We start from the raw sequence: 26,553 nt of genomic DNA, 5'->3' as shown, positions 1-26,553 counted from the left end.
CGACCTGGTCAAGGTCAGCATCGTTGCCAACCAGTCTTCGGTCAACGAAGCCACTGCACCGACCTTCACCGTCAGCCTGAACAAGCCGCTGGACAAGGACCTGACCGTCACCCTGAGCAACAACGACACCGTGCTCTTCAAGGCGGGCGAGACCAGCAAGGTCTACACCGCACCGGCGCAAGGTGACGACGTGTTCAAGGACCCGGGCACCGTCACGGTGGGTATCAGCAAGGCCGAAGTGCCGAACGCCACCTTCGAGAAGCTGGAGTTCAGCAACCCGGCCTCGGTCAGCGTGACCGATACCGAAAGCAAGGTCACTGCAGTGCTGTCGGTGGACAAGTCCACCGTGGCCGAAGGTGGCGCGATTACGTACACCGTGACCTTGGTGGGCGATAACAGCAACCTGCCGGTTACCGGCCATGGCGGTGTAACCGTCACCCTGAGCGGTGGCACCCAGGTCACCATCAATGCGGGTTCGGCCACCGGCAGCGTGACCATCAATGCGCCGGACGACGTATACGTAGGCGGCCAGCCGACGATCACCAAGTCGATCACCGGCATCACCGTGAGCGGCGACAAGGTGTTCGAGAAACTGGTACCGAGCACCACCAGCGTCAGCACATCGGTCACCGACGAGCCGTCTGGCCAAGGTGACGTTGCCAAAGTCAGCATCAACGGCACGACGTCTCTGAACGAAGGCGAGACGGGTACTTACACCCTGAACCTCACCCACGAGGCCAAGGACGAAGTCACCGTCACGCTCAGCTACAGCGGCACCGCCAAGAACGGCGAGGACTTCATCGGTGTGACCACTGTGAAAATTCCGGCCAACAGCAGCGGTACCACGTTCACCATCGGCACCATCGACGACAAGCTGGTCGAGGGTACCGAAAACTTTGTGGTGACGATCGTAGGCGTGTCGGGTGGCAAGTTCGAGAACCTGCAGGTGGATACCAGCAAGTCGAGCGTTACCACGGCCATCGTGGACAACGACCACGTGCCGGTTTCGCGCGACGGTGCAGTGTTTGGTGTGGAAGACACCGACTATGTGTTTGCCTGGAGCGACTTCAATGTTTCCGACCCCGATGGCAACACTGGTCTGTCGGTAACCATCAGCTCGATCCCGGGTTCCGGCACGTTGCAGTTCTTCAACGGCACGGCCTGGACGAATGTGGGCGTTGGCCAGGTTGTCAGCCAGGCCAGCATCGAGGCCGGCAACCTGAAGTTCGTTCCGCTGCGCAACGAGTCGGGTACCGATAATTATGGCGGCAACGGCGTGGGCAACCAGCAAGCCGACTACGCGCAATTCAAGTTCAAGCCGAATGACGGCACCAACGTAGGCACAGATTCGACCATGAAGGTCGACATTCGCCCGGTTGCCGACAAGCCGACGCTGAGTTTCGGCAGCGCCGACATCGATTCCAAAGGCCTCACCAAGGAAGTCTGGAACAGCCTCAAAGGTCTTGGCACGGGTGGTAACGGCATTACCGGCGATGACCTGAAGACGGTCTTTGCCAACTCGGGCAGTGCCAGCTCCAGCAGCACCACGACCAATGTTCAGTCCGATGGCAGCGTTGCAGGTGGCACCGGCTCGAAAACCTCTGGCCTGATCTACCTCGAAGCCGGCAAGACCTACACCTTCAGCGGCACTGCCGACGACAGCTTCGTGGTCACCATCGGCGGCAAGACTGTGGTCACTGCCACCTGGGGTGCTGGTGGCCAGGTGTCGGGGACCTTTACCCCGAACACCAGCGGCTACTACCCGATCGAGGTCTACCATGCCAACCAGGCTGGCCCAGGCAGCTATGACCTGAACATCAAGGTCGGCGACGGTGGCGTCACCGACCTGAGCAGCTCGAACATAAAGATGTACCAGAACGTGACCGAGATGGCCAAGGCTGGCCTGGGCGTGTCCGATCTGCACACTGTGAACGGGCAAAGCTACTATGACGGTTACAAGCTCAATGAGGGGCCGGAAGGCGGCTCGGTCAAACTGGTGGCTATCTCCACCGCCCTCACCGACACTGACGGTTCGGAAACCCTGAGCGTAAGCCTGAGCGGTATCCCCAAAGGGACCGTGCTCAGCGACGGTGCAGGCCATACTGTCACTGTAGGCAGCACGCCGGTGGATGTAACGGGCTGGAAACTCAGCAGCCTGACGCTGACGCCACCGACCTACTACAAAGGTTCGTTCGACGTCAAGGTCATCTCGACTGCCACTGAAAGCGTGGGTGGTTCGGCTATTACCACCGGCAATATCCCGGTGACCGTGTATCCCGCGACCTACAAGGCCAGCGTAGGCACATCGGGCAACGACGCCCTCACCGGCAGCGAAGGTAACGACATCATCGTCGCCGACGTGGCGGGCCTGAACGTGGTCCAGGGCAAGAACTACAACATTGCCTTCATGGTCGACAGCTCGGGCAGCATGAGCGATAAGTCGATTGCCGATGCCAAGACGCAGTTGGCTTCGGTATTCAACTCGCTCAAGGCCAGCCTGGGTGCTGATACCTCGGGTACGGTGAACATCTTCCTCGTCGACTTCGACAGCCAGGTGAACAAGAACGTGGCGGTGAACCTTGCCGACGCGGATGCATTGAGCAAGTTGCAGGCGGTACTTAACTCGATGGTGGGTGGTTACTACGGGGGCGGCACCAACTATGAAGACGCCTTCAAGACCACGTCCAACTTCTTCAAGAGCACCATGGCCACCGGTAACAAAGGTGCTGAAAACCTGACGTACTTCATTACCGATGGTAAGCCAACGTTCTATCAGAGTGGCGAATCGACCAACCCCCGCCTGTGGACCGGCGGCAAGTACCTGGACGATGTGGTGAACGTCAACAATTACAAAATTGGCGATACGTTCAGCACCATGGTCGATAGTACGCACAGGTTGGACATCGACAGCAGTGGCACTGTTTACGTCTACACGTACAAGAGCAATGGTTCTGTCGATACCTACGAAGTGGGCACCATCCATGCCCAAGGTGATGGCACCTACGAGATATCCTCGCGAGCGGGCTGGGGGAATGAGTGGAGCTATAGCGATGCGGCCTCGGGTTCCACGGCGAGCTTCGCTGTGCTGGGTGGCACTAACGGTTTGAGCAAAGTCCAGGCTATCGGCTTGAACAGCGATGTGACGCTCACTGATTTGAAGCCTTACGACAGCGCAGGTAAGCCGCAGACCAACATCGACCCGTCCGACCTGGCGAAGGCGATTCTCGGTCATACCGAAGCCACGGTCCCAGGTGCCGATACCATCGACGGTGGCAACGGCAACGACATCATCTTCGGTGACCTGATTACCCTCAATGGTGTCGTCAGCGAGGGCTACCAGGCCCTGCAAAGCTATGTCGCACAGAAGAGCGGCGTTGATGTCAGCTCCATCACCACCAGCAATGTCCACCAGTACATCACTGAGCACTACAACGAGTTCGACATCTCCGGCGCCAAAGACGGCAACGACATCCTGTCGGGCGGCAATGGCAACGACATTCTCTTTGGCCAAGGTGGTAACGACACGCTCGATGGTGGCAAAGGCAACGATATCCTGCTGGGCGGTACCGGCAATGACACCCTTATCGGTGGGCAGGGCGACGATATCCTGATCGGTGGCAGCGGCGCAGACACCTTCGTGTGGAAAGCGGGTGATTTCGGTAACGACGTCATCAAAGACTTCAAGATGGGGGACAAGGACAAGATCGACTTGAGCGATCTGCTGCAAGGCGAGAAGGGCAGTACCATCGACAATTACCTGAAGCTCACCACGGTTGAAGGTACGACCACCTTGCAGGTCAGCAGCGAAGGCAAGCTCAACGCCGCAGGCGGTATCGCCAATGCCGATGTGACCATCAAGCTTGAAGGGGTGAACTGGTCCAACACCACGATCAACTCGTTGATCAGCGGTGCTGACCCGACCATCATCATCCACAACAAAGACAGCTGATGTGTTGAAGGGGCCGCGCCTGACCGTCGCGGCCCCTGTTTCATTCCACAAGGCCGCGCCCGCAAGGGCCCCATGAACCAGGTAATGGCCGTGCCGGCTCTTTCCTGGCACCTTCCGACAGCGCATACTCAGGCGCTGGGCCTGCGTGCCTGCTGATCTTTGCCTATGCTGCTGCCTACCAACAAGGAACCAAAGTGACGAGGGACACCGCCATGTTCTACGTGCAACGCAATGCCGCCGGTGAGTTGCTGCGTGTAGAGGCAGCCGCTTTTGATGAGTTCACCGAAATGCTCCCAGCCGACCACGCCGATATTCAGGAATGGTTTGCCGATGATGTCGTGGAAAACAGCCTCAATCAGCTCAAGCAAAGTGACCTGGACATGATCCGCGTACTTGAAGACCTGATCGATGTGCTGACTGCCAAAGGGGTATTCAAGATCACTGACCTGCCGCCGGGTGCACAGGCCAAGCTGCTGAACCGCGCTACCGCGCGCAAGGCCCTCAGCAGCCTGAATAACCTGATCGACGAAGATGAGCAGGGCGGGTTGATCTAAGCCTGATTCAGCCCCGGCGCAGGCTAGCGATTCTGGTACTGCGCAGCCGCATTGCTCAAGGTTTTGCCAATCTCCTCGCGCAACCCCATCGGCTGCTCCACCACCACCCCGTCCCCCTGGCTCAACAGCCACCAGCGCAGCGGCCAGCCATCGCTGACCGTGGCTCGCAGCCGGTGCCCATGCTCCAGCGCCGTCAGCTGCATGTCGCTGCTCAGCGGGGCCTCGCGCAACTGCCGCGCCAATGCATCGCTGATCCACGCCACCAACTCCACGCCCTCCCCCTGGGCCGGTTGCAGTGCATCGCCGCGCAAGTGGCTCAACAAGTCGAAATTACCGCGCAGTTCGCCCACGGCGCTGGCCGCCCAGTGCCAGCCGAACGGTATGCTCTTGTCATTGCGCTCCAGCGGAAAAATCAACGAAAGCTCATTCAGGTCGCGTTCAACGGTACGCTTGCTGACAGTGAAGCCCACGTCGCGCAGGCGCCACACCAGCTCGGCGCTGGTAATGCCCGGGGAGCGACTGGGTAGCTGACGCAGCAGCGCCCATTGGCGGCTGAGGGTGGCGCGGGTGGTGGCGAACGGCAAAAGATAACGTCCTTGTCTAGGCTTGCCGTCATAGCATGGCGGCAGGCGAGGGGCATGGCAATTGGCCACGCCCTGCTCAGATCAAGTAAGTCGCATTTGGTTGCCTGGTGCCGAATCGTTCGCGACAGGTTTTGACGTGACATCACGCAGAATCACGCCTCATCACAGCCGAAGGTTGGGGTTGTGCGTCGTTCAATGAGGATGAACATGTCTGCTGCCAGCAATATCCATTCGCTGCTTGCCCGCCTTTTGCCCGAACGGGTCATCGCCGCCCCGGCACCGGCCGGCAGGCGGCATCGGTTGTTCGCCGGGGTAGGCTTGCCCAGCCAGCGCTCGCTGCTGATCAACCGCCTGGACGAAGCCAGTGACCTGCAGGCGGTTTACGCCGACCTGCGCCGCCAGGCATTGCAAGGTAGCGTAGCGGCACTCAACGACCTGGGCTGGATCTGGCTCAACGGCAAGTATTGGCGCGCTGATACCGTGCTGGCCGGGCACCTGTTGCGCATGGCGGCGCTGCAGGGCAATGCTGCTGCGTGGTTCAACCTTGGGCAGCAGCATTACTTCGGCAAGGGTGTCGACCCCTCCTATGCCCAGGCGGCGGATTGCTACCGGCAGGCCTTCGAGCGCGGCTTGCTGCATGCCGCTGCGGCCCTGGGTGACCTGTATGAAGAAGAAGTGTGCGATGGCGAGCAGCAATGGCAGGTAGACCTGGTGCAGGCCTACCAGTGGTTCATGCGCGGGGCCGAGCGTGGCGAAGCGCGTTGCCGCTTCGAGGTGGGTTATCGCTTGATGCACGGGTTGTACGTGGAACCCGACATCAAGGCTGCATTGTACTGGCTGGAACTGGCGGCAGCCGCAGGGGTGGTACAGGCGGCCGAAGAGCTGGCGGTGCATTTCAGCAGCCGTGACAGCGTGCGCTACCTGCAGTGGCGCGACCGCGCCTTGCAGATGGGCAGCACACTCGCCCTGACCATGAAGCTGGAAGACCAGATACACCCCTGATTCCCCCGCTCGCACAGGCGACCACAGGCTGCAGTATGTGTGCAATACCTGTGGGAGATCACACAGCCCTACGGCCTGCGCTGTCGCGCAGAGAACTCAGTTCGTAAGCGCGACGCGGCCTGTGTGGGAGCGGGCGTGCCCGCGAAGAATCCAGCGCAGTGGCTGGCACCGGCTACGCCGGTGTTCGCGGCGGTTCGACGCTTCGACACGCCCGCTCCCAAGAACCCGGCTAAATCCGGCAATAACGCCAGCACAGGCAATCCACCCTCCAGCATGCGCATCCATTCACCCATACCCCTCGTCACCCGCTGTTGACGACAGGGGGAGGTACGAGCGTATATTGATAGTTAGCAAACTATGAATATACCTGGATACTGTTCATGTCCCTTGATCTCCTGCGCCTGCAGGTCAGCAGTGGCATGGTAGTTGCGGCTCGCCATTGGCGGCGCATCTGCCATTGCGCGTTGACCAGTTACGGCATCTCCGAGGCCTGCGCTGCGCCGCTGCTGATGATCGTGCGCCTCGGCGACGGTGTGCATCAGGTGGCGGTGGCCCAGGCAGCCGGCCTGGAAAGCCCGTCACTGGTACGCCTGCTCGACCAACTGTGCAAGGCTGGCCTGGTCTGCCGCAGTGAAGACCCCCTCGACCGTCGCGCCAAGGCCCTGAGCCTCACCGCTGAAGGCCGCCGCTTGGCCGAAGCCATCGAAGCCGAACTGGTGCGCGTGCGCAGGGATGTGCTGCAAGGCATCGATCAGGCTGACCTGGAAGCCGCCTTGCGCGTGCTGCGCGCCTTCGAGGCTGCCGGCCTGGGCGGTGCAGGCGGGGTGGCATGAACGGCTTCTTCAGCTCGGTCCCCCCGGCGCGGGACTGGTTCTACGGTGTACGCACCTTCGCGGCCTCGATGATCGCCCTGTACATTGCCCTGCTCATGCAGTTGCCGCGGCCCTACTGGGCCATGGCCACGGTGTACATCGTTTCCAGCCCCTTCGTTGGCCCAACCAGCTCCAAGGCGCTGTACCGTGCCGTGGGCACCTTGCTCGGTGCCGGGGGGGCGGTCCTTCTGGTGCCACCGCTGGTACAGTCGCCGTTGCTGCTGAGCATTGCCATCGCCCTGTGGACCGGCACCCTGCTGTTCCTTTCGCTGAACCTGCGCACGGCCAACAACTACATGCTGATGCTGGCCGGCTACACCTTGCCGATGATCGCACTGGCGGTTGTGGATAACCCCCTGGCGGTGTTTGACGTCGCGTCTTCCCGCGCCCAGGAAATCTGCCTGGGGATTGTCTGCGCAGCCGTCGTTGGCGCCATTTTCTGGCCTCGCCGGCTGGCCCCAGTGGTGGTCGGCGCCACCGGCAACTGGTTTACCGAGGCCCTTAACTACAGCGATACCTACCTGGCCCGCGCTGGCAGCACCGACAAGGTCGGCGGCATGCGCGGGGCGATGGTCACCACCTTCAACTCGCTGGAGCTGATGATCGGCCAGCTCGGCCACGAAGGGGCTGGCCCTCATACCCTGAAAAACGCCCGTGAGCTGCGTGGGCGGATGATTCACCTGCTGCCGGTCATCGATGCGCTCGATGATGCGCTGGTTGCACTGGAGGGCCGCGCCCCGGCCCAGTTCGCCCAGTTGCAGCCTGTGCTCGCCAGCGCTCGCGAATGGCTGCAAGGGACTGCCGCCAGCGCTTCTGTCGGCCGCTGGGCTGCGCTGCACGAGCAGATCGAGCGCCTGCAGCCCGCTGCCGCCATGCTCGACCAGCGCGCCGAGCTGCTGTTATCCAACGCCCTGTACCGGCTGACCGAATGGGCCGACCTGTGGCAGGACTGCTGCACCTTGCAACATGCCCTGCGCACCGACGATGCCACGCCTTGGCGGGCCGTGTACCGGCACTGGCGCCTGGGTCGCCTGACACCGTTCTTCGACCGTGGCCTGATGCTGTACTCGGTGGCCACCACGGTGCTGGCGATCATCGTCGCTTGTGGCCTGTGGATTGGCCTGGGCTGGAACGACGGCGCCAGCGCGGTAATTCTCGCGGCCGTGTCGTGCAGTTTCTTCGCGGCCATGGACGACCCGGCACCGCAGATCTACCGGTTCTTCTTCTGGACCTTGCTGTCGGTGATCTTCTCCAGCCTGTACCTGTTCCTGGTGCTGCCCAACCTGCACGACTTCCCGATGCTGGTGCTGGCCTTTGCCGTGCCGTTCATCTGCGTCGGCACCCTGACCGTGCAACCGCGTTTTTACCTGGGCACGTTGCTGACCATCGTCAACACCTCGACTTTCATCAGCATCCAGGGCGCCTATGATGCCGACTTCTTCACCTTCCTGAATTCCAACCTGGCCGGCCCTGTCGGCCTGCTGTTCGCCTTCATCTGGACGTTGGTCATGCGCCCCTTTGGGGTAGAGCTGGCTGCCAAGCGCATGACCCGCTTCGCCTGGCGCGACATTGTCGAAATGACCGAACCGGCGACCCTGGCCGAACATCGCAAGCTTGGCGTACAGATGCTAGACCGCCTGATGCAGCACCTGCCGCGCCTGTCGCAAACGGGCCAGGACAGCGGTGTAGCGCTGCATGACCTGCGTGTGGGGTTGAACCTGCTCGACTTGCTGGCCTACCTGCCGCGCGCTGGTCAGCAGGCCCGTGAGCGGCTCAACACCGTGGTTGCCGAGGTGGGTGCGCACTACGCCGCCTGCCTGCACGCAGGCCAGCGCCTGCACGCGCCGGCCGCGCTGCTGCGCAACATGGAGCGGGCGCGGCTGGCGCTGAACCTGGATGAACTGTACGAGCGTGGCGATGCCCGCACCCACCTGTTGCATGCGCTGAGCGGCCTGCGCCTTGCCCTGCTGCCAGGTGTGGAGGTAATGCTCGAACCCGCCGAACAACTGCAACTGCCTGCCGGCCTCGACGGAGCGCCCCTGTGATTGGTGAACTGGATATCAGCGGGGTGTTCCTGCCCACGCTGTTGGTGATGATGCTTGGCACCTACCTGCTGTTCCTTGGGTTGCACGCGGTGCTGGTGCGCATGCATTTCTACCGCCTGGTCTGGCACCGGGCGTTGTTCAACGTTGCCCTGTATGCCGTGCTGCTTGGCGCGGTGGACCACTTTTGCCGAAACCTGATGCTGCCATGAAAAAACCTTTGCTGACCCTGGGCCGTGTGGTCCTGACCTTGCTGGTAGTGACCTTCGCCGCCGTGCTCGTATGGCAGATGGTCGTCTACTACATGTTTGCGCCCTGGACGCGCGACGGCCATATCCGCGCCGACGTGATCCAGATCGCCCCCGATGTGTCGGGCTTGATCCAGAAAGTCGAGGTGCACGACAACCAGACCGTCAAGCGCGGCGACGTGCTGTTCACCATCGACCAGGACCGCTTCACCCTGGCCCTGCGCCAGGCCAAGGCCACCCTCGGCGAGCGCCAGGAAACCCTGGCCCAGGCCTCCCGCGAAGCGCAGCGCAACCGCAAGCTGGGCAACCTGGTGGCGGCCGAGCAACTGGAGGAAAGCCAGTCCCGCGTGGCCCGCGCCCGCTCGGCCGTCAGCGAGGCACAGGTGGCGGTCGATACCGCCCAGCTCAACCTCGACCGCTCGGTGGTACGCAGCCCGGTAGATGGCTACCTGAACGACCGTGCGCCGCGTAACCACGAATTCGTCACCGCCGGCCGCCCGGTGCTGTCGGTGGTCGACAGTGCCTCGTATCACGTCGACGGCTACTTCGAAGAAACCAAGCTTGGCGGCATCCATATCGGCGATGCCGTGGATATCCGCGTGATGGGCGACAACACCCGCCTGCGCGGCCATGTGCAGAGCTTTGCCGCCGGCATCGAAGACCGCGACCGCAGCAGCGGCGCCAACCTGCTGCCCAATGTCAACCCGGCGTTCAGCTGGGTGCGCCTGGCCCAGCGTATTCCGGTGCGCATTGCGTTTGACGAAGTGCCTGAGGACTTCCGCATGATCGCCGGGCGTACCGCAACGGTGTCGATCATCGAGGGCCAGCACCCATGAAACAGCTCATCCTGGCTGGCCTGTGCCTGTCGCTGGGGGCCTGCATGATGGTCGGCCCCGACTATGAGGTGCCGAAGGACGCGGCGGTGCAACGCAGCGACCTCAATGGCCCGCTGCGCCAGGATGCCGACAGCGTGGTTTCGGCGCCGGTGCCCGAGGACTGGTGGCAGCTGTATCAGGATCAACGGCTGAACGAGCTGGTGCGCCAGGCCCTGAGTGCCAATACCGAGCTGCGCGTAGCCGCGGCCAACATCGCCAAGGCCCGCGCCCAGGTCGAAGTGGCCGAGTCGCAAGGTGGCTTCAACGGCGGCGTCAAACTGGGTGCCCAGCGCTTGCAGGAGTCTGGCGAAGCCTTCCTGCAGCCTGAGAAGGTGCCGGTGGCCAACATTGGCGAGGCCATCATCAGCGCTTCGTATCAGTTCGACCTGTGGGGCACGTTCAAGCGTGGCACCGAGGCTGCCAAGGCCAATGCCGACGCGGTGCAGGCTGCTGCCGATACCGCCCGCATCACCTTGGTGGCCGACGTGGTCAAGGCGTATACCCAGGTGTGCTCGGCCAACGAGGAATACCACATCGCCCGCCAGTCGCTCGACTTGCAGGAGCAAAGCGTGAAGCTCAACCAGCGCTTGCGTGATGCAGGTCGTGGCGATGAAACCCAGGTCACCCGCTCGCAGACCCAGTTCAAGTCCTTGCGCGCCGAACTGCCGCGCTTCAAGGCCGAGCGTGAAACCGGCCTGTACACCTTGGCTGCGTTATTGGCCAAACCGGTAGACCAGTTGCCCGCCGGCACCGCCGATTGTGCCGAGCTGCCGCACCTGAACCAGTTGGTGCCGGTGGGCGACGGTGCTGCGTTGCTCAAACGCCGGCCTGATGTGCGCCAGGCCGAACGCCAGCTGGCCGCAGCAACTGCCTCTATCGGGGTTGCTACCGGCGCGCTTTACCCGGACATCAGCATCGGTGCGCAGGTGGGCACGATTGGTATTCTGGAAAACCTTGGTGAGCCGTCGACCAACCGCTGGGGTTTCGGCCCGCAGATCAGCTGGAGCATCCCCACCAACGGCACACGCGCCCGCATTCGCATGGCTGAAGCCTCTACGCAAGCAGCCTTGGCGAATTTCGACGGCGTGGTACTGAACGCCATCCGCGAGACCCAGACTCGCCTGGCGCAGTACAGTGCCCTGCTGGACCGGCGTGACGCACTGGCCGAGGCAGAGAAGTCGGCCAAGGATGCGGCTGACCAGACGCACCGGTACTACCAGGCCGGGCGTGAGTCGTTCCTGGCGGACTTGCAGGCGACCCGCACCTATACCGACATGCGCGCGCAACTGGCAGCGGCTGATAGCCAAGTGGCGCTGGGGCAAATTGGCGTGTTCCTCGCCCTCGGTGGTGGCTGGAATGACACCACAAAACCTTGAGGCCCAATCGCCGGCAAGCCAGCTCCCACAGGTTCGTCGCTGTCCTCGAGCACTATAATTTCCTGTGCGAGCTGGTTTGCCTGCGCTGAGGCCCTGACAGGCCAGCCCCTGCTGCAAGGCTGATGGGTAACCCTGTGGGAGCTGGCTTGCCTGCGATAGGGCCCCCGCAGGCAACATCCGGTCAGAGCCAAATCGCATCCCAATGCGGATAATCCCCAGCCCTCGCAACAAGACCCGCTCGCTTGGGGTTCATGACGATATACCGCGCCACATCCTGCACATCCTCCTCACGCCGCACGGCCCGGTCATGAAACCCCTTCTGCCAGAGCTGGCCGCTTCGCCCTCGATGCCTGTTGATCATCATGGTGCTACGGGACTTCACCCTGCGCATCAGCCGCTTCAAGCTGGCCGGCCCAAGCTCGACCAACCAGTGGAAATGGTCAGGCATCACCACCCAGGCAAGCGATCGGGCGCTACCTTCCTCTTCAGCCTGGCGGAACTCGGCCACCAGCAAGCGGGCTGAGCGAAAGTCATTGAAGATTGGGGCTCTTGCCAGGGTGGTGCTGGTAAGCAAATACAACCGACGGGTTTCCGAAAACCGGCCAAGCCGTAGCTGCTTTGAATGGGGACGATCCATGTTCCCTGCCTCTTGAATAGTGGCTCAACAGGCTAGTGGGTAAGGACCTACCCGCGGTGAATCATTTGGTACCCGGTGTTTCCTGTGGCATCGGTGCCTCCTTCATCGCCGGCAAGGCTGCCCCCAGGTACCGTGCCATCCCGCTTGATCTTAATTTGTACCAAGATTTTTCATGAAATCCGCCCAGCACCCTTGAGTGAAGCAAAGTGGAAGTGAACAATGTTCTCTTTCGCATTCCCTTCGAGACTGGCCATGAAAACCCGTTCCCGTCCGCTTGCCTGGCTGCCGGCTTTATTGCTCGGCACGGTGCTGGCGCTGTGCAGCGCTGCGGCATTGGCCGAAGCCCCCGCCGAGGCTACCAAGGCCCTGCACCTGCTTGACTACATTGGTGCCGACTACCCGCCAACCGTGAGTGACGGCAAGGTGGTCGACAGCGGCGAATACGACGAGCAGCGCGAGTTCGGCGCGGTACTGGCCGAACTGGTCAAAGGCCTGCCTGCAAATGCCGAGCACGCGGCACTGGAGCAGGGCGTGCAAGCGCTGCGCCAGGCCATCGACCAGCGTCTGGACGGCCCAGCGGTATCCAGGCAGGCCCGGCAACTGGGCGCACGCCTTGCGGTGGCTTATGAGGTGAGCCAAGCCCCGATAATCACCCCGGACCCGGCCCGTGGTGCTGCCCTGTACGCACAAAACTGTGCCATCTGCCACGGTGAAAGCGGCGCGGGCGATGGCCCGGCAGGCGTCGGCCTGGAGCCCGCGCCGGCCAACCTGCGTGACGTCGCGCGCCTTGACCAGTTGAGCCTGTTCGACCTCTACAACACCCTTGCCCTGGGCATCGACGGCACCGAGATGCCGTCCTTTGCCGACCAGCTGGACGACCGCCAGCGCTGGGACGTGGCGGCCTACATCGCCAGCTTCACCGCCAAGCCGGAAGCCGGCAAAGGCGACAAAACCTGGAACATCGCCGACTTGGCCCGCCAGACCCCAGCCGAAATCGCCGCCAACGAAGGTACCGCGGCCGTGGAAGCATTCCGCGCCCAGCGTGCCCAGCCGCCGCAGGTCAAGCGTGGCCCTGCGCAATTGCTCGAATACACCGCCAGTACGCTCGACAAAAGCCTGGCCGCTTACCGCGCAGGCGACCGCGACCAAGCTTATGACCTGTCGGTTGCGGCCTATCTTGAGGGCTTCGAGCTGGTAGAAAGCTCCCTGGACAACATCGATACCCAGGCGCGCAAGGCCACTGAAAAGACGCTGATGGCTTACCGCCAATCCTTGCAGGATGGCCTGCCCGTGGGCCAAGTCGAGCAGCGCCTGGGCGAAGCCAAGGTCAAGCTTGAGCAGGCGGCAAAGCTGCTGGGTAGCGACGGCCTGAGCTGGTCGCTGAGTTATGTCTCAGGCCTGCTGATTCTGTTGCGTGAAGGCCTTGAGGCGATTCTGGTGCTGGCGGCGATCCTGGCGTTCCTGCGCAACACCGGCCAGCAGTCAGCGGTACGCAGCGTCAACATCGGCTGGGGCCTGGCGCTGGTCGCTGGCTTCGCTACCTGGGCGCTGGCGGCCTATGTGATCAATGTCGGTGGTGCCCAGCGTGAGTTGCTGGAGGGCTGCACGGCGCTGTTTGCGGCCGTGATGGTGCTGTGGCTTGGGGTATGGATGCACGATCGACGCCACGCCGCTGCGTGGACGGACTACATCAAGAACAGCCTGGTCAGTGGTGGCGGGCGCTTTGGCTTCGCGGTGCTGGCGTTCTTCTCGGTGTACCGCGAGTTGTTCGAAGTGATCCTGTTCTATGAAACCTTGTGGCTGCAGGCGGGCCCTGCCGGGCACCAGGCGGTGCTGGCAGGCGGCGCCACGGCGTTGGTGCTGCTGGTGGGCCTGGCTTGGGTGATATTGCGCGGTTCGGCCAAGCTGCCCCTGACGCTGTTCTTCAGCATCAATGCGGCACTGCTGTGCACGCTGTCAGTGGTGTTCGCCGGGCACGGCGTGAAGGCGCTGCAAGAAGCCGGGGTGCTGGGCACGCGCCCGGTAGCGTTCTTCGAGTTCGACTGGTTGGGGATACATGCCGACGCCTACTCGCTGTCGGCGCAGGCGGTGGCCTTGCTGGCGATCATCTTGCTGTACGGGCGCTCGCGCCTGGCAGAGAAGCGCAGGGCAACTGCTAACTAAAACCTTGCGCCGTCCCCCTGTAGGAGCGGCCTTGTGTCGCGATCGGGCCGCAAAGCGGCCCCAGGATTTCGGCAGCGCTGCACAAATTGTCGGGGCCGCTCTGCGGCCCGACCGCGACACAAGGCCGCTCCTACACACTTGACCGCGAAGGGCACTCAGGCCGGCTGTGGCGCCTTGAGAATGTTCTGCAACAGCTGCACACTTTCAACCGCGTCATGACCCAGGCTGGTCAGGTAGCCGCCATCCGGTTGGTCGGTCAGCCCCTTTTCATGCAGGCGCTGCGCAGCGGCGACCAGGGCGGGGGATGCAGTGCTGGTTATCTTGATGCCTTCCTGGCTGCTGTCGTGCTTGAACAGCGCGAGTACTTCCATTTCATCGATAAGATCGGGGGTAAAAGGCATGGTAACTCCTGACTTCCAGACGAGGATTACGGCACTTTCTACGGTGCCTGATCTTCGAGTGTAGCCGGGTTATTCGTCCTCGCCTTGATCCATCTCAGGTGGCAGCTCGGGCAGCGCACGCAGGGCATTTTCATACCACTCGCCGTTGAAGGGGCGGTCTTCTGCCAGCATGTTGTCAATCTCGTAGGCCAGCACATGGGCCATCACGTTGAGAATGTCTTCACGTTCCCAACCAACCAGGGTCAGCTTGTTGAAAGTGGCCTTGGCCGCCGGCGGCTCGCCGCTTTCGATCTGGTTCTCGATGGCTTGGGTCAGCGTTGCCTCGGCGAAGGCTTCGTCGTCATTGTCGATGTCGGTGGGCTCGCTCATTGGCGGTACTCCTGTGGTGGGATGCACAGTGTGCCACGCCTGTAGCGGCAATGCCCGGTCATAGACGAGGTGCATGACGCTGGTCAGGAACAGGCTTACGGTCTATAAAAGCCGAGCCAAACCCCTTACGGCCCGGAGGCTGTTACCTCATGCTCAAGCTTCATGGATTCTCGGTCAGCAACTACTACAACATGGTCAAGCTGGCGCTGCTGGAAAAAGGCCTGCCTTTCGAAGAGGTCACCTTTTACGGCGGCCAGGCGCCAAAGGCGCTGGAAGTGAGCCCGCGGGGCAAGGTGCCGGTGCTGGAAACCGAACACGGTTTTCTCAGCGAAACCAGCGTGATCCTCGACTACATCGAGCAGACTCAGGGCGGCAAGGCGCTGCTGCCGGCCGACCCGTTCCAGCAGGCCAAGGTACGCGAGTTGCTCAAGGAAATTGAACTGTACATCGAGCTGCCAGCCCGTACCTGCTACGCCGAGTCCTTCTTTGGCATGGCGGTAGAGCCACTGGTCAAGGATAAGGCACGTACCGACCTGCTGGCCGGCTTCGCCACGCTCAAGCGTAACGGGCGCTTTGCGCCGTATGTAGGGGGTGAGCAACTGACGCTGGCAGACCTGATGTTCTGCTTCTCGGTCGATCTGGCTTATGCGGTGGGTAAGAAGGTGCTGAACATCGACCTGCTGGCGGACTTTCCGCAAGCCAAGGCGTTGCTCCAGCTGATGGGTGAGAACCCGCACATGGCGCGGATCGTGGCAGACAAGGAGGCAGCGATGCCGGCCTTCATGGAGATGATTCGCAGCGGTAAGCGCTGAGCCTGGTGTTGAGCCCTTCGTGGGCACGCCCGCTCCCACTGTGGGAGCGGGCGGGCCCGCGAACGAGGGCGAAGCCCTCGCCTTGAGGCTTAGCGAGACGCCAACAGGGCTTTGCCACGAACAACGGCAGCCCGCACCTGCGCCGGCGCCGTACCACCAATATGGTCACGCGCATTCACCGACCCTTCCAGGGTCAGTACGGCAAACACATCCTGCTCGATGTGGTCGCTGAACTGGCGCAGTTCGTCCAGGCTCATCTCGGCCAGGTCCTTGCCGGTATCCACCCCATACTTCACCGCATGGCCAACGATTTCGTGGCAGTCGCGGAACGGCAGGCCACGGCGTACCAGGTAGTCGGCCAGGTCGGTAGCCGTGGAGAAGCCACGCAGCGCCGCTTCACGCATTATGGCGTGCTTGGGCTTGATCGCCGGGATCATGTCGGCAAAGGCACGCAGCGAGTCGCGCAGGGTATCGGCAGCGTCGAACAGCGGCTCCTTGTCTTCCTGGTTGTCCTTGTTGTAGGCCAGCGGCTGGCCTTTCATCAGGGTCAGCAGGCCGGTCAAGGCGCCGAACACGCGGCCGGTCTTGCCACGTACCAGCTCTGGCACGTCGGGGTTCTTTTTCTGCGGCATGATCGAGCTGCCGGTGCAGAAGCGGTCCGGCAGGTCGATGAACTGGAACTGCGCGCTGGTCCACAGCACCAGCTCTTCGGAGAAGCGCGAGAGGTGCATCATCGCCACGCTGGCTGCAGCGCAGAATTCGATGGCGAAGTCACGGTCCGAAACGCCGTCCAGCGAGTTGCCGCCCACGGCCTCGAAGCCCAACAGCTTGCAGGTCAGTTCGCGGTCGATCGGGTAGGTGGTACCGGCCAGTGCGGCGCTGCCCAGCGGCATGCGGTTGGTGCGCTTGCGGCAATCGACCAGGCGCTCGTAGTCGCGGCTGAGCATTTCAAACCAGGCCAGCAGGTGGTGGCCGAAGGTGACCGGCTGCGCGGTCTGCAGGTGGGTGAAGCCCGGCATGATGGTTTCGGCTTCGCGCTCGGCCTGCTCCAGCAGGCCCTGCTGCAGGCGGGTGATTTCGGCCAGGATAAGGTCGATTTCATCGCGCAGCCACAAGCGGATATCGGTTGCCACCTGGTCGTTGCGGCTACGGCCGGTGTGCAGCTTCTTGCCGGTGATGCCAATGCGGTCGGTCAGGCGTGCCTCGATGTTCATGTGCACGTCTTCAAGGTCGACGCGCCAGTCGAAGTTGCCGGCCTCGATCTCGGCCTGGATGGTTTTCAGGCCATCGATGATGGTGTCGCGCTCGGCATCGCTGAGCACGCCGACTTGCGCCAGCATGGTGGCATGGGCGATCGAACCCATGATGTCGTGGCGGTACAGGCGCTTGTCGAAATCGACCGAGGCGGTGAAGCGGGCGACGAAGGCGTCGACGGGCTCACTGAAGCGGCCGCCCCAGGACTGATTGGTCTTGTCGGTGCTCATGGATTCACTCATTGCAGGCGTGAACGAAAAAGTGGCGCCGATAATAACAGGGTTGGGACGGCTGCCGCAGGGCGCCGGTCGACAGAAATGCCCGGAAAATGGCAGTGAATGATTTGAAGGAATGAACGGCAGTGTTCCACGGACCGTCTACAGTTGGACAGAAGACTGGCAGTGAATCTGCCGGCCGAGTGAATCTTTGGCCATCGCACCGGTCTAGAGCGTGACCGCAGTGTCGCTCGAACCACACCTGTCTACGCTATACCTGTGCGAGACTCATTCAGGAATCCAGCGCAATTATGAATGTCCTGATCGTTGATGACGAACCCCAAGGCCGTGACCGCCTTAGCCGGCTGCTCGGCGAACTGGAGGGTTACACCGTGTTGGAGCCCAGCGCTACCAACGGGGAAGAGGCCCTGACCCTGATCGACAGCCTCAAGCCCGACGTGGTGCTGCTGGACATCGCCATGCCAGGCCTGGACGGCTTGCAGGTCGCGGCCCGCCTGTGCGAGCGCGAGGCGCCGCCGGCGGTGGTGTTTTGCACCGGGGATGACCAATACAGTGCCGAGGCATTCAAGGACAGTACCCTCAGCCATGTTGCCAAGCCCGTTCACCCTCAAGCGCTGCGGGATGCACTGCGCAAGGCCGATAAACCCAACCGGGCGCAACTGGCGGCACTGACGCGGCCGGCCAATGAAGGCGGTGGCCCGCGCAGTCATATCAGCGCCCGCACCCGCAAAGGTATCGAGCTGATTCCGTTGGACCAGGTGGTCTACTTCATTGCCGACCACAAGTACGTGACCTTGCGCCACGAAGGTGGGGAAGTACTGCTCGACGAGCCCCTCAAGGCGCTGGAAGACGAGTTTGGCGACCGCTTTGTACGTATTCACCGCAATGCCTTGGTTGCCCGGGAACGCATCGAACGCCTTCAGCGCACGCCCCTGGGCCACTTCCAACTGTTCCTCAAAGGCCTGAACGGCGATGCCCTTACCGTAAGCCGGCGTCATGTGGCCGGTGTGCGCAAGATGATGCAGGCCCTCTGAACCGGTGCCCGCATGGCAAGGGCTGGGCCCTTGCTGGCCGGCAGGTCGGCACCACCGTCAGGGTGCAGGGCAGCCCTGAAGGGGCCCTTAGCTGATCCAGATCTGCTAGCGATCCTTGCGATGCTGTTATGATCCACGGCATTTCTCTGGATCGGGGCGTTTCATGTCCACTCGCGAAATCCGCATTGCCACCCGTAAAAGCGCCTTGGCCCTGTGGCAGGCCGAATACGTCAAAGCCCGCCTCGAGCAGGCCCACCCTGGGCTGCTGGTGACCCTGGTGCCCATGGTCAGCCGCGGGGACAAGCTGCTCGACGCCCCGCTGGCAAAAATCGGTGGCAAGGGGTTGTTCGTCAAGGAGCTGGAAACCGCCCTGCTGGACAACGAAGCCGACATCGCCGTGCATTCGATGAAGGATGTGCCCATGGACTTCCCCGAGGGGCTGGGCCTGTACTGTATCTGCGAGCGGGAAGACCCGCGTGACGCCTTTGTCTCCAACCATTTTGCCAGCCTTGAAGCGCTGCCTGCCGGCAGCGTGGTCGGCACCTCCAGCCTGCGCCGCCAGGCCCAACTGCTGGCGCGTCGCCCCGACCTGCAGATCCGCTTCCTGCGCGGCAACGTCAACACCCGCCTGGCCAAGCTCGATGCCGGCGAATACGACGCCATCATCCTCGCGGCCGCCGGCCTTATCCGCCTCGGTTTCGAAGAACGTATCACCGCCACCATCAGTGTCGACGATAGCCTGCCTGCCGGTGGCCAGGGGGCGGTAGGCATCGAATGCCGTAGCGCCGACCACGCGATCCATGCCTTGCTGGCGCCGCTGCACCACCATGATACGGCTGACCGGGTGGTGGCCGAACGCGCCATGAACAAACGCCTGAACGGCGGTTGTCAGGTGCCGATCGCTTGCTACGCGGTGCTGGAAGGCGACCAACTGTGGTTGCGCGGCCTGGTCGGCCAACCGAGTGGCGGCACCCTGCTGGTGGCCGATGCCCGGGCCCCCCGTGCAACTGCCGAAGCCCTTGGTGTAGAGGTCGCCGAACATCTGCTGAGGCAGGGTGCCGAGGCCATCCTCAAAGAGGTCTATGGCGAGGCCGGCCACCCGTGAGCCAATGGCGCCTGTTGCTGACCCGGCCTGCCGAGGACTGTGCGGCGCTGGCGCAAAGCCTGGCGGCAGCGGGGGTGGCCAGCCACTGCCTGCCGTTGCTGGAGATCGAACCCGTGCAAATCCAGGCTGGGCAGCGCGCGTTGCTGCAGGGCCTTGGTGGCTTCCAGGCGATCATCGTGGTCAGCAAGCCAGCTGCACGGCTGTTGCTTGAACAGTTGGCCAACGCCAGCCTGCAGCCGCCCGTTCAAGGCTGGTTCACCGTAGGCGAGGCCACTGCCGCAGTGTTGCAGCAGGCGGGTCTGAGGGTGAGTTGCCCGCCGCGTGGCGACGACAGCGAAGCACTGCTGATGCTGCCGGCACTGCGCCAGGCGGTTGCCGTGCCAGCAGCGCGGGTATTGATCGTTCGTGGCGTTGGAGGTCGCGAACTGCTGGCAGAGCGTCTTGCAGAGCAAGGTGCTAGTGTCGATTATCTGGAACTGTATCGTCGCTGCCTGCCGGTTTATCCCGCAGGCACGCTGATGCGCCGCATCGAAGCGGAACGCCTCAATGGCCTGGTGGTCAGCAGTGGGCAGGGTTTGGAACATTTGCAGCAACTGGCTGGCGCCGATTGGCCACAGCTGGCCCGGTTGCCGTTGTTCGTGCCGAGCCCGCGGGTAGCCGGGCAGGCCAGGGCCGCTGGGGCCCAACAGGTTGTGGATTGCCGTGGCGCCAGTGCCGCGGCCTTGCTGGCAGCTGTGCAGTCTTGCACTGCACCTGCCTCTTAAGGCGCTAAGCTGAACGCGATGCGCCCCCATGCAAAGGATGGATACGTGAGCGAGACTGTCTTGTCCAATAACGATCAGCCGTCGGCGCAAACGCCGGCGGATCCCGTTACCACCCCGCCTGCCAAGCGCTCCGGCAATGGCCTTGCTGCGCTGGCCTTGCTGCTCGGCGCGGCCGGGGTGGCGGTAGGTGGCTGGGGTGCCTGGCAGGTGCGTCAACTGCAAGGCAGCGAGTTCGACCAGGGCCAGCACATCGAGGCGCTTAACCAGCGCGCCGAGGCCTTGCAACAGCGTGAGCAGCAGATCAGTGCGCAACTGGCCAGCCTGCCAGCCGCCAGCGAACTGGAAGACCGCCGGCGGCTGGTAGCGCAGTTGCAGGGCGACCAGCAGCGCCTCAGCCAGCGCCTGGAAACCGTGCTCGGCGAAAGCCGCAAGGAGTGGCGCCTGGCAGAAGCCGAGCACCTGCTGCGCCTGGCTACCCTGCGCCTGTCGGCCTTGCAGGACATCACCAGCGCCAAGGCCCTGGTCGAAGGTGCCGACGAGATCCTGCGCGAGCAGAGCGACCCAGGTGCCTTTGCCGCTCGCGAGCAACTGAACCGCAGCCTGGCCACGCTCAACAGCACCCAGCAACCAGACCGCACGGGCCTGTTCCTGAAGCTGGCTGCGCAGCGTGACTTGGTCCAGCAACTGAGCGCGCAGTCGCCGGAGTTCGACAGCAATGCCGATGCCCTCGGCGCCTTGACCGCCGATGGCGACGGTGTCAGCCGCCTGTCGCAGTGGTGGGCGGAAATCTCCAAGTATTTCCAGGTTGACTTCAATGCCGACGAAAACGTGCGCCCATTGCTGGCCGGGCAGCAGCTCAACCAGTTGCGCCTGGCATTGAGCCTGACCATCGAGCAGGCCCAGTGGGCGGCGCTCAATGGCGACGCGAAGGTCTATACCCAGGCGCTGGATGATGCCCGCAGCGTGCTGCTGGCCAACTTCAATGCCGACAACCCGCAAAGCAAGGCCATGCTCGACAGCCTGAATGCCTTGGCCGAGCAGCCAGTGTCGGTGGTCACCCCTGACCTCAGCGAAAGCCTGGCAGCCGTGCAGGCCTACATTCAGCGCCGCCATCTGCCGGCCGAGGCCGAGGGGGGCAAGCCATGAAGCGAGTCTACCTGCTGGCCGTACTGGCCATCGTGGTCGCTGCTGCGCTGGGTGTCGCCGTCGCCAAGCACAGCGGTTACGTACTGGTTTCCTACGGTGGTTTCCGTTATCAATCGGGGCTGTGGGCGGCGTTGGGTGGGCTGCTGGCGGTCGTTCTGGTGTTGTGGTTGCTGCGCTACCTGGTGGGGCTGTTGCTGACCTCCAGCGGCGTGGTCAACCCTTGGTCGCGGCGCAACCGCCGCCGGCGTATTCGCCTGGCAATCGAACAGGGCCAGCTCGACCTGGCCGAGGGTCGCTGGGCCAGCGCCCAGCGCCATTTGCACCGTGCCGCGGAGGCCGAGCGCCATCCCCTGCTGTACTACCTCGGTGCAGCGCGTGCCGCCAACGAGCAAGGTCGCAGCCAAGACAGCGACAACTTGCTGGAGCGTGCCCTGGAGCGCCAGCCACAGGCAGAACTGGCCATTGCCCTGACCCATGCCCAACTGCAGATGGACCGGGGTGAAAGCGATGGCGCGCTGGAGACCTTGCTGGCCATGCAGGAGCGCCACCCGCACAACAGCCAGGTCCTGCGGCTGTTGCAGCGCCTGTACCTGGAGCGCGGTGATTGGTCCGCCTTGATTCGCCTGTTGCCCGACCTGCGCAAAGGCAAGGTTCTACCGGCCGCCGAGCTTGCTGCCCTCGAGCAGCGCGCCTGGGGCCAGAACCTGAGCCTGGCCACAACCCGTGGCGAGGACGCGCAAAGTGCACGGCAGGCCCTGGAGCGCGCCTGGCAGCAACTGACTGCCGCCCAGCGCCAGGAGCCGCAACTCGTGCTGGCCTACGCTGAACAGCTACGCCAGGTAGGTGCCGAGAGCGAGGCCGAACAGGCATTGCGCACGGCTCTCAAGCGGAACTACGAAAGCCATCTGGCTCGCCTTTATGGCCTGGTGCGTGGCGATGACCCGGTGCGCCAGTTGCAAACCGCCGAGGGCTGGCTCAAAGACCACCCGCAAGATGCCAGCCTGTTGCTCACCCTTGGCCGCCTCAGCCTGCAGAACCGTCTGTGGGGCAAGGCGCGCGATTACCTGGAAAGCAGCCTGCGCATGGAGCGCAACCCCGAGGCCTGCGCCGAACTGGCGCGCCTGCTCGCCGGCCTGGGTGAGACGGAGCGCAGCAACCAACTGTTCCAGGAGGGGCTTGGCCTGCTCGACGAACGCCTGCTGGCGTTGCCGCTGCCAGAAGGCGTACGCGCCTGACCTACCCCATAGCCCGCGGCAAGGCGCGGGCTATGGGGGCTGGTGATTTATCTTCCGTTGTATGCTGAATCTGCATTCCCAGTCCTCAGTCGCCTCCTATCGGATAGACGGAAATTTCTTACGCGTTTCAGCGACTTGTCGTTGCTGTAGCGCCTTGAAACAAAGCCCGTCTTTCCTCTACCGTTCCAGGCCACACTCTCATCCCGGGACCTTCACCACCCATGCTGCTGGCCCGTTTGCGCACCTTGTTTCTTCCTGCTTGCCTGGCCGCACTGGCAGTGCTGGCTGCGTCCTTCCAGTTGGATAACATGCTTGGGCTGGTGCCATGCCCGTTGCGCTTGAGCCAGCGGTTGCTGCTAGCCCTGTATGCCCTGCTGAGCCTGGCCAGCGTGCTGCAGGCACCGCGTGCACGTGGCCTGCGGCGTTACGCATGGGCGACGTTGGCCTGCTCGCTGGGCGGGGCGGCGCTGGCCGCGCGGCAGGTCTGGCTGCAGGGTGCTGAAAGGGTTGTAGATGCATGCCCGCTGCCGATCGGGCGTGTATTCGAGCAGGGTTGGGTGGAGGCGGCCCGGCAACTGCTATTCGGCGGTCCGGAGTGCAGCGCGCTGAGCTGGAGTTTTCTCGACCTGACCCTTCCCGAGTGGAGCCTGTTGGCTTTCCTGCTGCTGGCGGCGCTGCCCGCGAGCTGCCTGCTGGCGTATCGTTTCCGCACCCTGGCAGGCGCTTGACCTGGCGCAAGGTTGGGTCATCAGAATGACCAATGGCCATGTAACACGGTATTAAACACTTGTATGAAGTTTGTCCACTGCGTACCTTGAAGGGCAACACGTGCGGGAATAATCTCGCAGCACGGATACTCAAAACACAACTGCTCGATGCCGTCCTGCTGATATCACCTTTGTGCGCGCCTTCGCAGCGCGAGGTGCAGCGGCATCTACCCAGAAGGGAAGAGATCGCCATGCTCGATAGTTGTCAGAACGCTCAGGAACGCTGGGGTGGGGTTCACGAACTTATTGATCGTTGGCTGACGGAGCGCAAGGAATTGGTGCAGTCTTTCCGCGCGTTGCGCGCCAAAGAGCTGGCCTTTGCCGACAAGGATACGAACGGGGATTTCTGTGGCCTGCTTGTGGACTACTGTTCGGCGTGGCACTTCGAGGTCTGCGAGCAGCTGGTCAGGGAAGCCAAGGCTTTCGGTGACGAGAAGGCACTGAAGCTGGCCGAAGAGATCAACCCACGCATCAATGACATCACGCAGATCGCGTTGGCTTTCAACGACCATTGTGCGAAAGCTGAGTGCAAGGACACAGAGCGCTTTGCCGAAAAACTGGGCAAGCTCGGTGGCCTGCTGCATGAGCGCTTCGAACTGGAAGACTGCCTGATCGAAGTGCTGCACAACGCGCACAAGGAAGAGGACGCGGTACAGGCCTGATGGTTGGTGTCAGTCGCCAACCCCCAGCAGTTCGATCTCGAATACCAATGGGGTATAGGGTGGAATCAAGTCGCCTGCGCCCTCGGCCCCATAGGCTTGTGCGGATGGAATGACAAGGCGCCACTTGGCGCCAACGTGCATCTGCGGCAACGCTACCTGCCACCCCTCGATCACCGAACCCAGGCTGAACCACTGTGGCGTCTGGTTCTGGTCGAATACCGAGCCGTCCGGCAACCTGCCTACGTAGCGTACCTGCACTTTGCCACCGGCTTTCGGCTGCGCGCCACTTCCTGCCTGCAGCTCGTTGTAAAGCACACCCTCTGGCAACTCATGCACGCCAAAACGCCCCCGCTCATTGGCGATGAAGCGTTTTTCGGCCGCTTGCTGCTTTTGCGCCTGGTCATCGCTTTCCTGTGCATCATGCTGCTGCAGCACGGCCTGCATGCGTGCCTTGTCGAGCTTCAGCGGCTGCCCTTGGTAGGCCTGGCGCAAGCCATCGACCAAGGCATCCAGTTGCAGGCCAGGCATGTCGTGGCGCAGCCGCTCGCCCAGGCTGGCCCCAAGGCTGTAGGCGAGATCGTGTTCATCACTGTCGGCCAGGGCGAGGGGCGCCAGCAGGCATAAACCTAAAACAAGAAATCGAGGCATGGTCAGTTCCTGCGCCAATGAGCGTGGAAGTATGCCAGTGTTGAATATGTGCATTGGCTTTTTCGCGGCTTTGCGTGGGCGCGGCTTTGAGTCGCAACAGGGCAGCGGCGCGGCAAGGCTTTGTCCAGCATCTACACTTATCCGCAGCTGCAAGCTTACAACGTTGCCCAGGCATGCAACGCGGCGTAACTATTACGGTCAACATGCCCTAGCGGCGGTAGCAGCAGAAGCATAGTATGAGCCGCACTCTCGTCAGCCAGGAGGTAAACCATGTCGGCCAAAAAGAAGCCAGTAAGTACGCCGTTACACCTGCTCCAGCAACTTTCGGGTAGCTTGCTCGAACATTTGGAAGAAGCCTGCTCGCAAGCGCTGGCTGATGCGGAAAAACTGCTGGCAAAGTTGGAAAAGCAGCGTGGCAAAGCGCAGGAAAAACTGCACAACGCTCGCTTGAAACTGCAAGGTGCAGCCAAGGCCGGTAAAGCCAAGGCACAGACCAAAGCGCAAAAAGCCAGCGCTGAACTTGAAGAACTGCTGGACTCCCTCAAGGAGCGTCAAACCCAGACGCGCGCCTACATTCAGCAACTCAAGCGCGATGCCCAAGACAGCATCAAGTTGGCCCAAGGTGTAGGCAAAGTGCGTGAAGCCGCGACCAAGGCCCTTGACCAGCGTGCAGCCAAAACTGCCAAGCCAGCTGTTGCCAAGCCGGCGACCAAGCCAGCCGGTCGAGCCACTACCGCAGCCAAGCCAGCAGCTAAAGCCACCGCCGCCGCAAAACCTGCGTCTAGGTCAGCCGCCAAGGCCACCGCCGCCGCAAAACCTGCGCCCAAGCCAGCCGCCAAGGGCACTGCCGCCGCAAAACCTGCGGCCAAGCCAGCCGCCAAGGCCACTGCCGCCGCAAAACCTGCGGCCAAGCCGGCCGCCAAGGCCACTGCCGCCGCTAAACCTGCGTCCAAGCCAGCCGCCAAGGCCACTGCTGCCGCTAAACCTGCGGCCAAGCCAGCCGCCAAGGCCACTGCCGCCGCAAAACCCGCAGTCAAGCCAGCCGCCAAAGCAACAGCCACCGCCAAGCCTGCCTCCAAGCCGGCAGCCAAAGCATCTGCAGCCACCAAACCTGCGCCCAAGCCAGCTGCAGCCAAGGCGCCAGCACGTACCGCAGCGAAACCGGCTGCCAAGCCTGCCGCCAGCAAACCAGCCGATGCCAAACCGGCTACGCCTGCCCCCAGCGCTCCGGCTGCCGCTGCCAACTCGGCCACTTCGGTAGCGCCATCGGCGCCGGCCAGCACGCCTGCTCAGGCACCGTCTTCGGCGTCCTGAAGCGCTGCAGCCGCGGCGCGTAGCTGCAGCAACGCGTCATGTTGTCGGCCCTGGTCCGGCACCAGCCGGGCCAGCCAGTCGCCCGTGGGCTCAGCAGAGTTCGCGGGCCACTGCTGGGCACGTTCTTGCAAGCGTTCCAGCAACGCTCTTTCTGCCTGTAATTCCAACCCTTTCACTTGCTCGCGCACAAGTGCCAGCCGGTTATCCAGCTGTGCTGCCGCGCGCCATTGCTGGCGCAGGTCGCGTAGCGGGGTGACCACTGTCCGTTGCCAGGGGTCGGCAATGCCGTGCAATGCCTGCGCGCGCTGGTCCGTCACGGCAACCCCACGCGCCTGCAACCACGTGGCGCACAGCAGCAGGCAGACATCGCCACCCAGTGTTTGCAGTTCAAGGCAGGCGGCTTCTACGCCAGGCCTGGCGTACAGGGCCAGGGCGTGATTCCACAGGTCGGTGTGCATGGTTCCACTCGCGCTATGGGCCGAGGAAGCTGGTAGACTCCGCGAC

General features: G+C 62.9%; 25 protein-coding genes. 18 read left to right on the top strand and 7 right to left on the bottom strand.

Annotation, left to right across the window (positions count from 1 at the left end; all coding sequences use genetic code 11):
* On the top strand, positions 1–3,949 hold a 3,949-nt coding region (locus APH30_RS06900), incomplete at its 5' end, for an immunoglobulin-like domain-containing protein (RefSeq protein WP_156326377.1).
* Between the two features lie 212 nt (positions 3,950–4,161).
* Positions 4,162–4,503: a hypothetical protein gene (locus APH30_RS06895; protein ID WP_054912040.1), complete on the top strand. Its 342-nt coding sequence runs from the start codon at positions 4,162–4,164 to the stop codon at positions 4,501–4,503.
* A gap of 23 nt (positions 4,504–4,526) precedes the next feature.
* Here the strand turns inward: APH30_RS06895 and APH30_RS06890 are convergent, their stop codons facing one another.
* The gene (locus APH30_RS06890; RefSeq protein ID WP_054912039.1) at positions 4,527–5,087 is read right to left on the bottom strand and encodes a WYL domain-containing protein; all 561 of its coding nucleotides are present in this window, start codon (positions 5,085–5,087) and stop codon (positions 4,527–4,529) included.
* Positions 5,088–5,294: 207 nt separating this feature from the next.
* Here APH30_RS06890 and APH30_RS06885 point away from each other — a divergent pair, with 207 nt between their 5' ends.
* The 6 genes from APH30_RS06885 (at position 5,295) to APH30_RS06860 (ending at position 11,502) form a co-directional block, all read left to right on the top strand.
* Positions 5,295–6,089: a tetratricopeptide repeat protein gene (locus APH30_RS06885; protein ID WP_054912038.1), complete on the top strand. Its 795-nt coding sequence runs from the start codon at positions 5,295–5,297 to the stop codon at positions 6,087–6,089.
* Between the two features lie 380 nt (positions 6,090–6,469).
* Positions 6,470–6,922: a MarR family winged helix-turn-helix transcriptional regulator gene (locus APH30_RS06880; protein ID WP_029885345.1), complete on the top strand. Its 453-nt coding sequence runs from the start codon at positions 6,470–6,472 to the stop codon at positions 6,920–6,922.
* The gene (locus tag APH30_RS06875; protein ID WP_054912037.1) at positions 6,919–9,006 is read left to right on the top strand and encodes an FUSC family protein; all 2,088 of its coding nucleotides are present in this window, start codon (positions 6,919–6,921) and stop codon (positions 9,004–9,006) included. Before APH30_RS06880 ends, APH30_RS06875 begins: the two co-directional genes overlap by 4 nt.
* The gene (locus tag APH30_RS06870; protein ID WP_009682394.1) at positions 9,003–9,215 is read left to right on the top strand and encodes a DUF1656 domain-containing protein; all 213 of its coding nucleotides are present in this window, start codon (positions 9,003–9,005) and stop codon (positions 9,213–9,215) included. Before APH30_RS06875 ends, APH30_RS06870 begins: the two co-directional genes overlap by 4 nt.
* Positions 9,212–10,087 carry an HlyD family secretion protein gene (locus APH30_RS06865; protein WP_029885347.1) on the top strand — a complete coding sequence of 292 codons (876 nt, stop codon included), beginning with the start codon at positions 9,212–9,214 and terminating at the stop codon, positions 10,085–10,087. The genes APH30_RS06870 and APH30_RS06865 overlap by 4 nt, the downstream gene beginning before the upstream one ends.
* Positions 10,084–11,502 (top strand): efflux transporter outer membrane subunit, encoded by a 1,419-nt coding sequence (locus APH30_RS06860; RefSeq protein WP_054912036.1) that lies wholly within the window; start codon positions 10,084–10,086, stop codon positions 11,500–11,502. The genes APH30_RS06865 and APH30_RS06860 overlap by 4 nt, the downstream gene beginning before the upstream one ends.
* 181 nt (positions 11,503–11,683) lie before the next feature.
* On the opposite strand, the gene APH30_RS06855 is transcribed toward APH30_RS06860, so the two are convergent.
* Positions 11,684–12,139, bottom strand: a complete 456-nt coding sequence (locus tag APH30_RS06855) for a transposase (protein WP_054912035.1) — start codon at positions 12,137–12,139, stop codon at positions 11,684–11,686.
* Positions 12,140–12,358: 219 nt separating this feature from the next.
* Between APH30_RS06855 and APH30_RS06850 the strand changes: the two genes are divergently transcribed.
* Entirely contained in the window at positions 12,359–14,302 is a 1,944-nt protein-coding gene (locus APH30_RS06850; RefSeq protein ID WP_054912034.1) for a cytochrome c/FTR1 family iron permease, read from the top strand.
* A gap of 155 nt (positions 14,303–14,457) precedes the next feature.
* Here APH30_RS06850 and APH30_RS06845 read toward each other — a convergent pair whose 3' ends face one another.
* On the bottom strand, positions 14,458–14,703 hold the full coding sequence (locus APH30_RS06845; protein ID WP_009682190.1) for a TIGR02647 family protein: 246 nt from the start codon (positions 14,701–14,703) through the stop codon (positions 14,458–14,460).
* 69 nt (positions 14,704–14,772) lie between these two features.
* The gene (locus tag APH30_RS06840) at positions 14,773–15,072 is read right to left on the bottom strand and encodes a hypothetical protein (RefSeq protein ID WP_054912033.1); all 300 of its coding nucleotides are present in this window, start codon (positions 15,070–15,072) and stop codon (positions 14,773–14,775) included.
* A gap of 149 nt (positions 15,073–15,221) precedes the next feature.
* Here APH30_RS06840 and APH30_RS06835 point away from each other — a divergent pair, with 149 nt between their 5' ends.
* Entirely contained in the window at positions 15,222–15,884 is a 663-nt protein-coding gene (locus APH30_RS06835; protein ID WP_054912032.1) for a glutathione S-transferase, read from the top strand.
* A gap of 89 nt (positions 15,885–15,973) precedes the next feature.
* Here the strand turns inward: APH30_RS06835 and argH are convergent, their stop codons facing one another.
* On the bottom strand, positions 15,974–17,368 hold the full coding sequence (argH, locus tag APH30_RS06830; protein ID WP_054912031.1) for an argininosuccinate lyase: 1,395 nt from the start codon (positions 17,366–17,368) through the stop codon (positions 15,974–15,976).
* Positions 17,369–17,664: 296 nt separating this feature from the next.
* Between argH and APH30_RS06825 the strand changes: the two genes are divergently transcribed.
* From APH30_RS06825 to APH30_RS06795, 7 genes are all read left to right on the top strand, one after another.
* A complete protein-coding gene (locus APH30_RS06825; protein WP_054912030.1) occupies positions 17,665–18,408 on the top strand; it encodes a LytTR family DNA-binding domain-containing protein in 744 nt (247 codons plus the stop codon).
* A gap of 163 nt (positions 18,409–18,571) precedes the next feature.
* On the top strand, positions 18,572–19,513 hold the full coding sequence (gene hemC / locus APH30_RS06820) for a hydroxymethylbilane synthase (RefSeq protein ID WP_054912029.1): 942 nt from the start codon (positions 18,572–18,574) through the stop codon (positions 19,511–19,513).
* Positions 19,510–20,277: a uroporphyrinogen-III synthase gene (locus APH30_RS29445; RefSeq protein ID WP_029887269.1), complete on the top strand. Its 768-nt coding sequence runs from the start codon at positions 19,510–19,512 to the stop codon at positions 20,275–20,277. The genes hemC and APH30_RS29445 overlap by 4 nt, the downstream gene beginning before the upstream one ends.
* Before the next feature lie 45 nt (positions 20,278–20,322).
* The gene (locus tag APH30_RS29440) at positions 20,323–21,423 is read left to right on the top strand and encodes a uroporphyrinogen-III C-methyltransferase (protein ID WP_047150044.1); all 1,101 of its coding nucleotides are present in this window, start codon (positions 20,323–20,325) and stop codon (positions 21,421–21,423) included.
* Complete coding sequence (locus tag APH30_RS06805) at positions 21,420–22,658, top strand: heme biosynthesis HemY N-terminal domain-containing protein (RefSeq protein WP_054912028.1); 1,239 nt, start codon at positions 21,420–21,422, stop codon at positions 22,656–22,658. Before APH30_RS29440 ends, APH30_RS06805 begins: the two co-directional genes overlap by 4 nt.
* 221 nt (positions 22,659–22,879) lie before the next feature.
* Positions 22,880–23,386 (top strand): disulfide bond formation protein B, encoded by a 507-nt coding sequence (locus APH30_RS06800; protein ID WP_009682202.1) that lies wholly within the window; start codon positions 22,880–22,882, stop codon positions 23,384–23,386.
* A gap of 230 nt (positions 23,387–23,616) precedes the next feature.
* Positions 23,617–24,087 carry an Rsd/AlgQ family anti-sigma factor gene (locus APH30_RS06795; RefSeq protein ID WP_054912027.1) on the top strand — a complete coding sequence of 157 codons (471 nt, stop codon included), beginning with the start codon at positions 23,617–23,619 and terminating at the stop codon, positions 24,085–24,087.
* Between the two features lie 9 nt (positions 24,088–24,096).
* Here the strand turns inward: APH30_RS06795 and APH30_RS06790 are convergent, their stop codons facing one another.
* On the bottom strand, positions 24,097–24,735 hold the full coding sequence (locus tag APH30_RS06790; RefSeq protein ID WP_054912026.1) for an FKBP-type peptidyl-prolyl cis-trans isomerase: 639 nt from the start codon (positions 24,733–24,735) through the stop codon (positions 24,097–24,099).
* Between the two features lie 270 nt (positions 24,736–25,005).
* On the opposite strand from APH30_RS06790, the gene APH30_RS06785 reads away from it, so the two are divergent.
* Positions 25,006–26,049: an AlgP family protein gene (locus tag APH30_RS06785; RefSeq protein WP_054912025.1), complete on the top strand. Its 1,044-nt coding sequence runs from the start codon at positions 25,006–25,008 to the stop codon at positions 26,047–26,049.
* Here APH30_RS06785 and APH30_RS06780 read toward each other — a convergent pair.
* Positions 26,025–26,507, bottom strand: a complete 483-nt coding sequence (locus tag APH30_RS06780) for a TIGR02444 family protein (RefSeq protein ID WP_054912024.1) — start codon at positions 26,505–26,507, stop codon at positions 26,025–26,027. The two genes, APH30_RS06785 and APH30_RS06780, sit on opposite strands and share 25 nt — an antisense overlap.
* Between the last annotated feature and the right edge of the window lie 46 nt (positions 26,508–26,553).

The organism is Pseudomonas sp. NBRC 111127, assembly GCF_001320345.1.
GTDB classification, from domain to species: Bacteria; Pseudomonadota; Gammaproteobacteria; order Pseudomonadales; family Pseudomonadaceae; genus Aquipseudomonas; species Aquipseudomonas juntendi.
The sequence above is the reverse complement of the archived record's forward strand: the minus strand, read 5'-3'. Positions and strand labels throughout refer to the sequence as shown.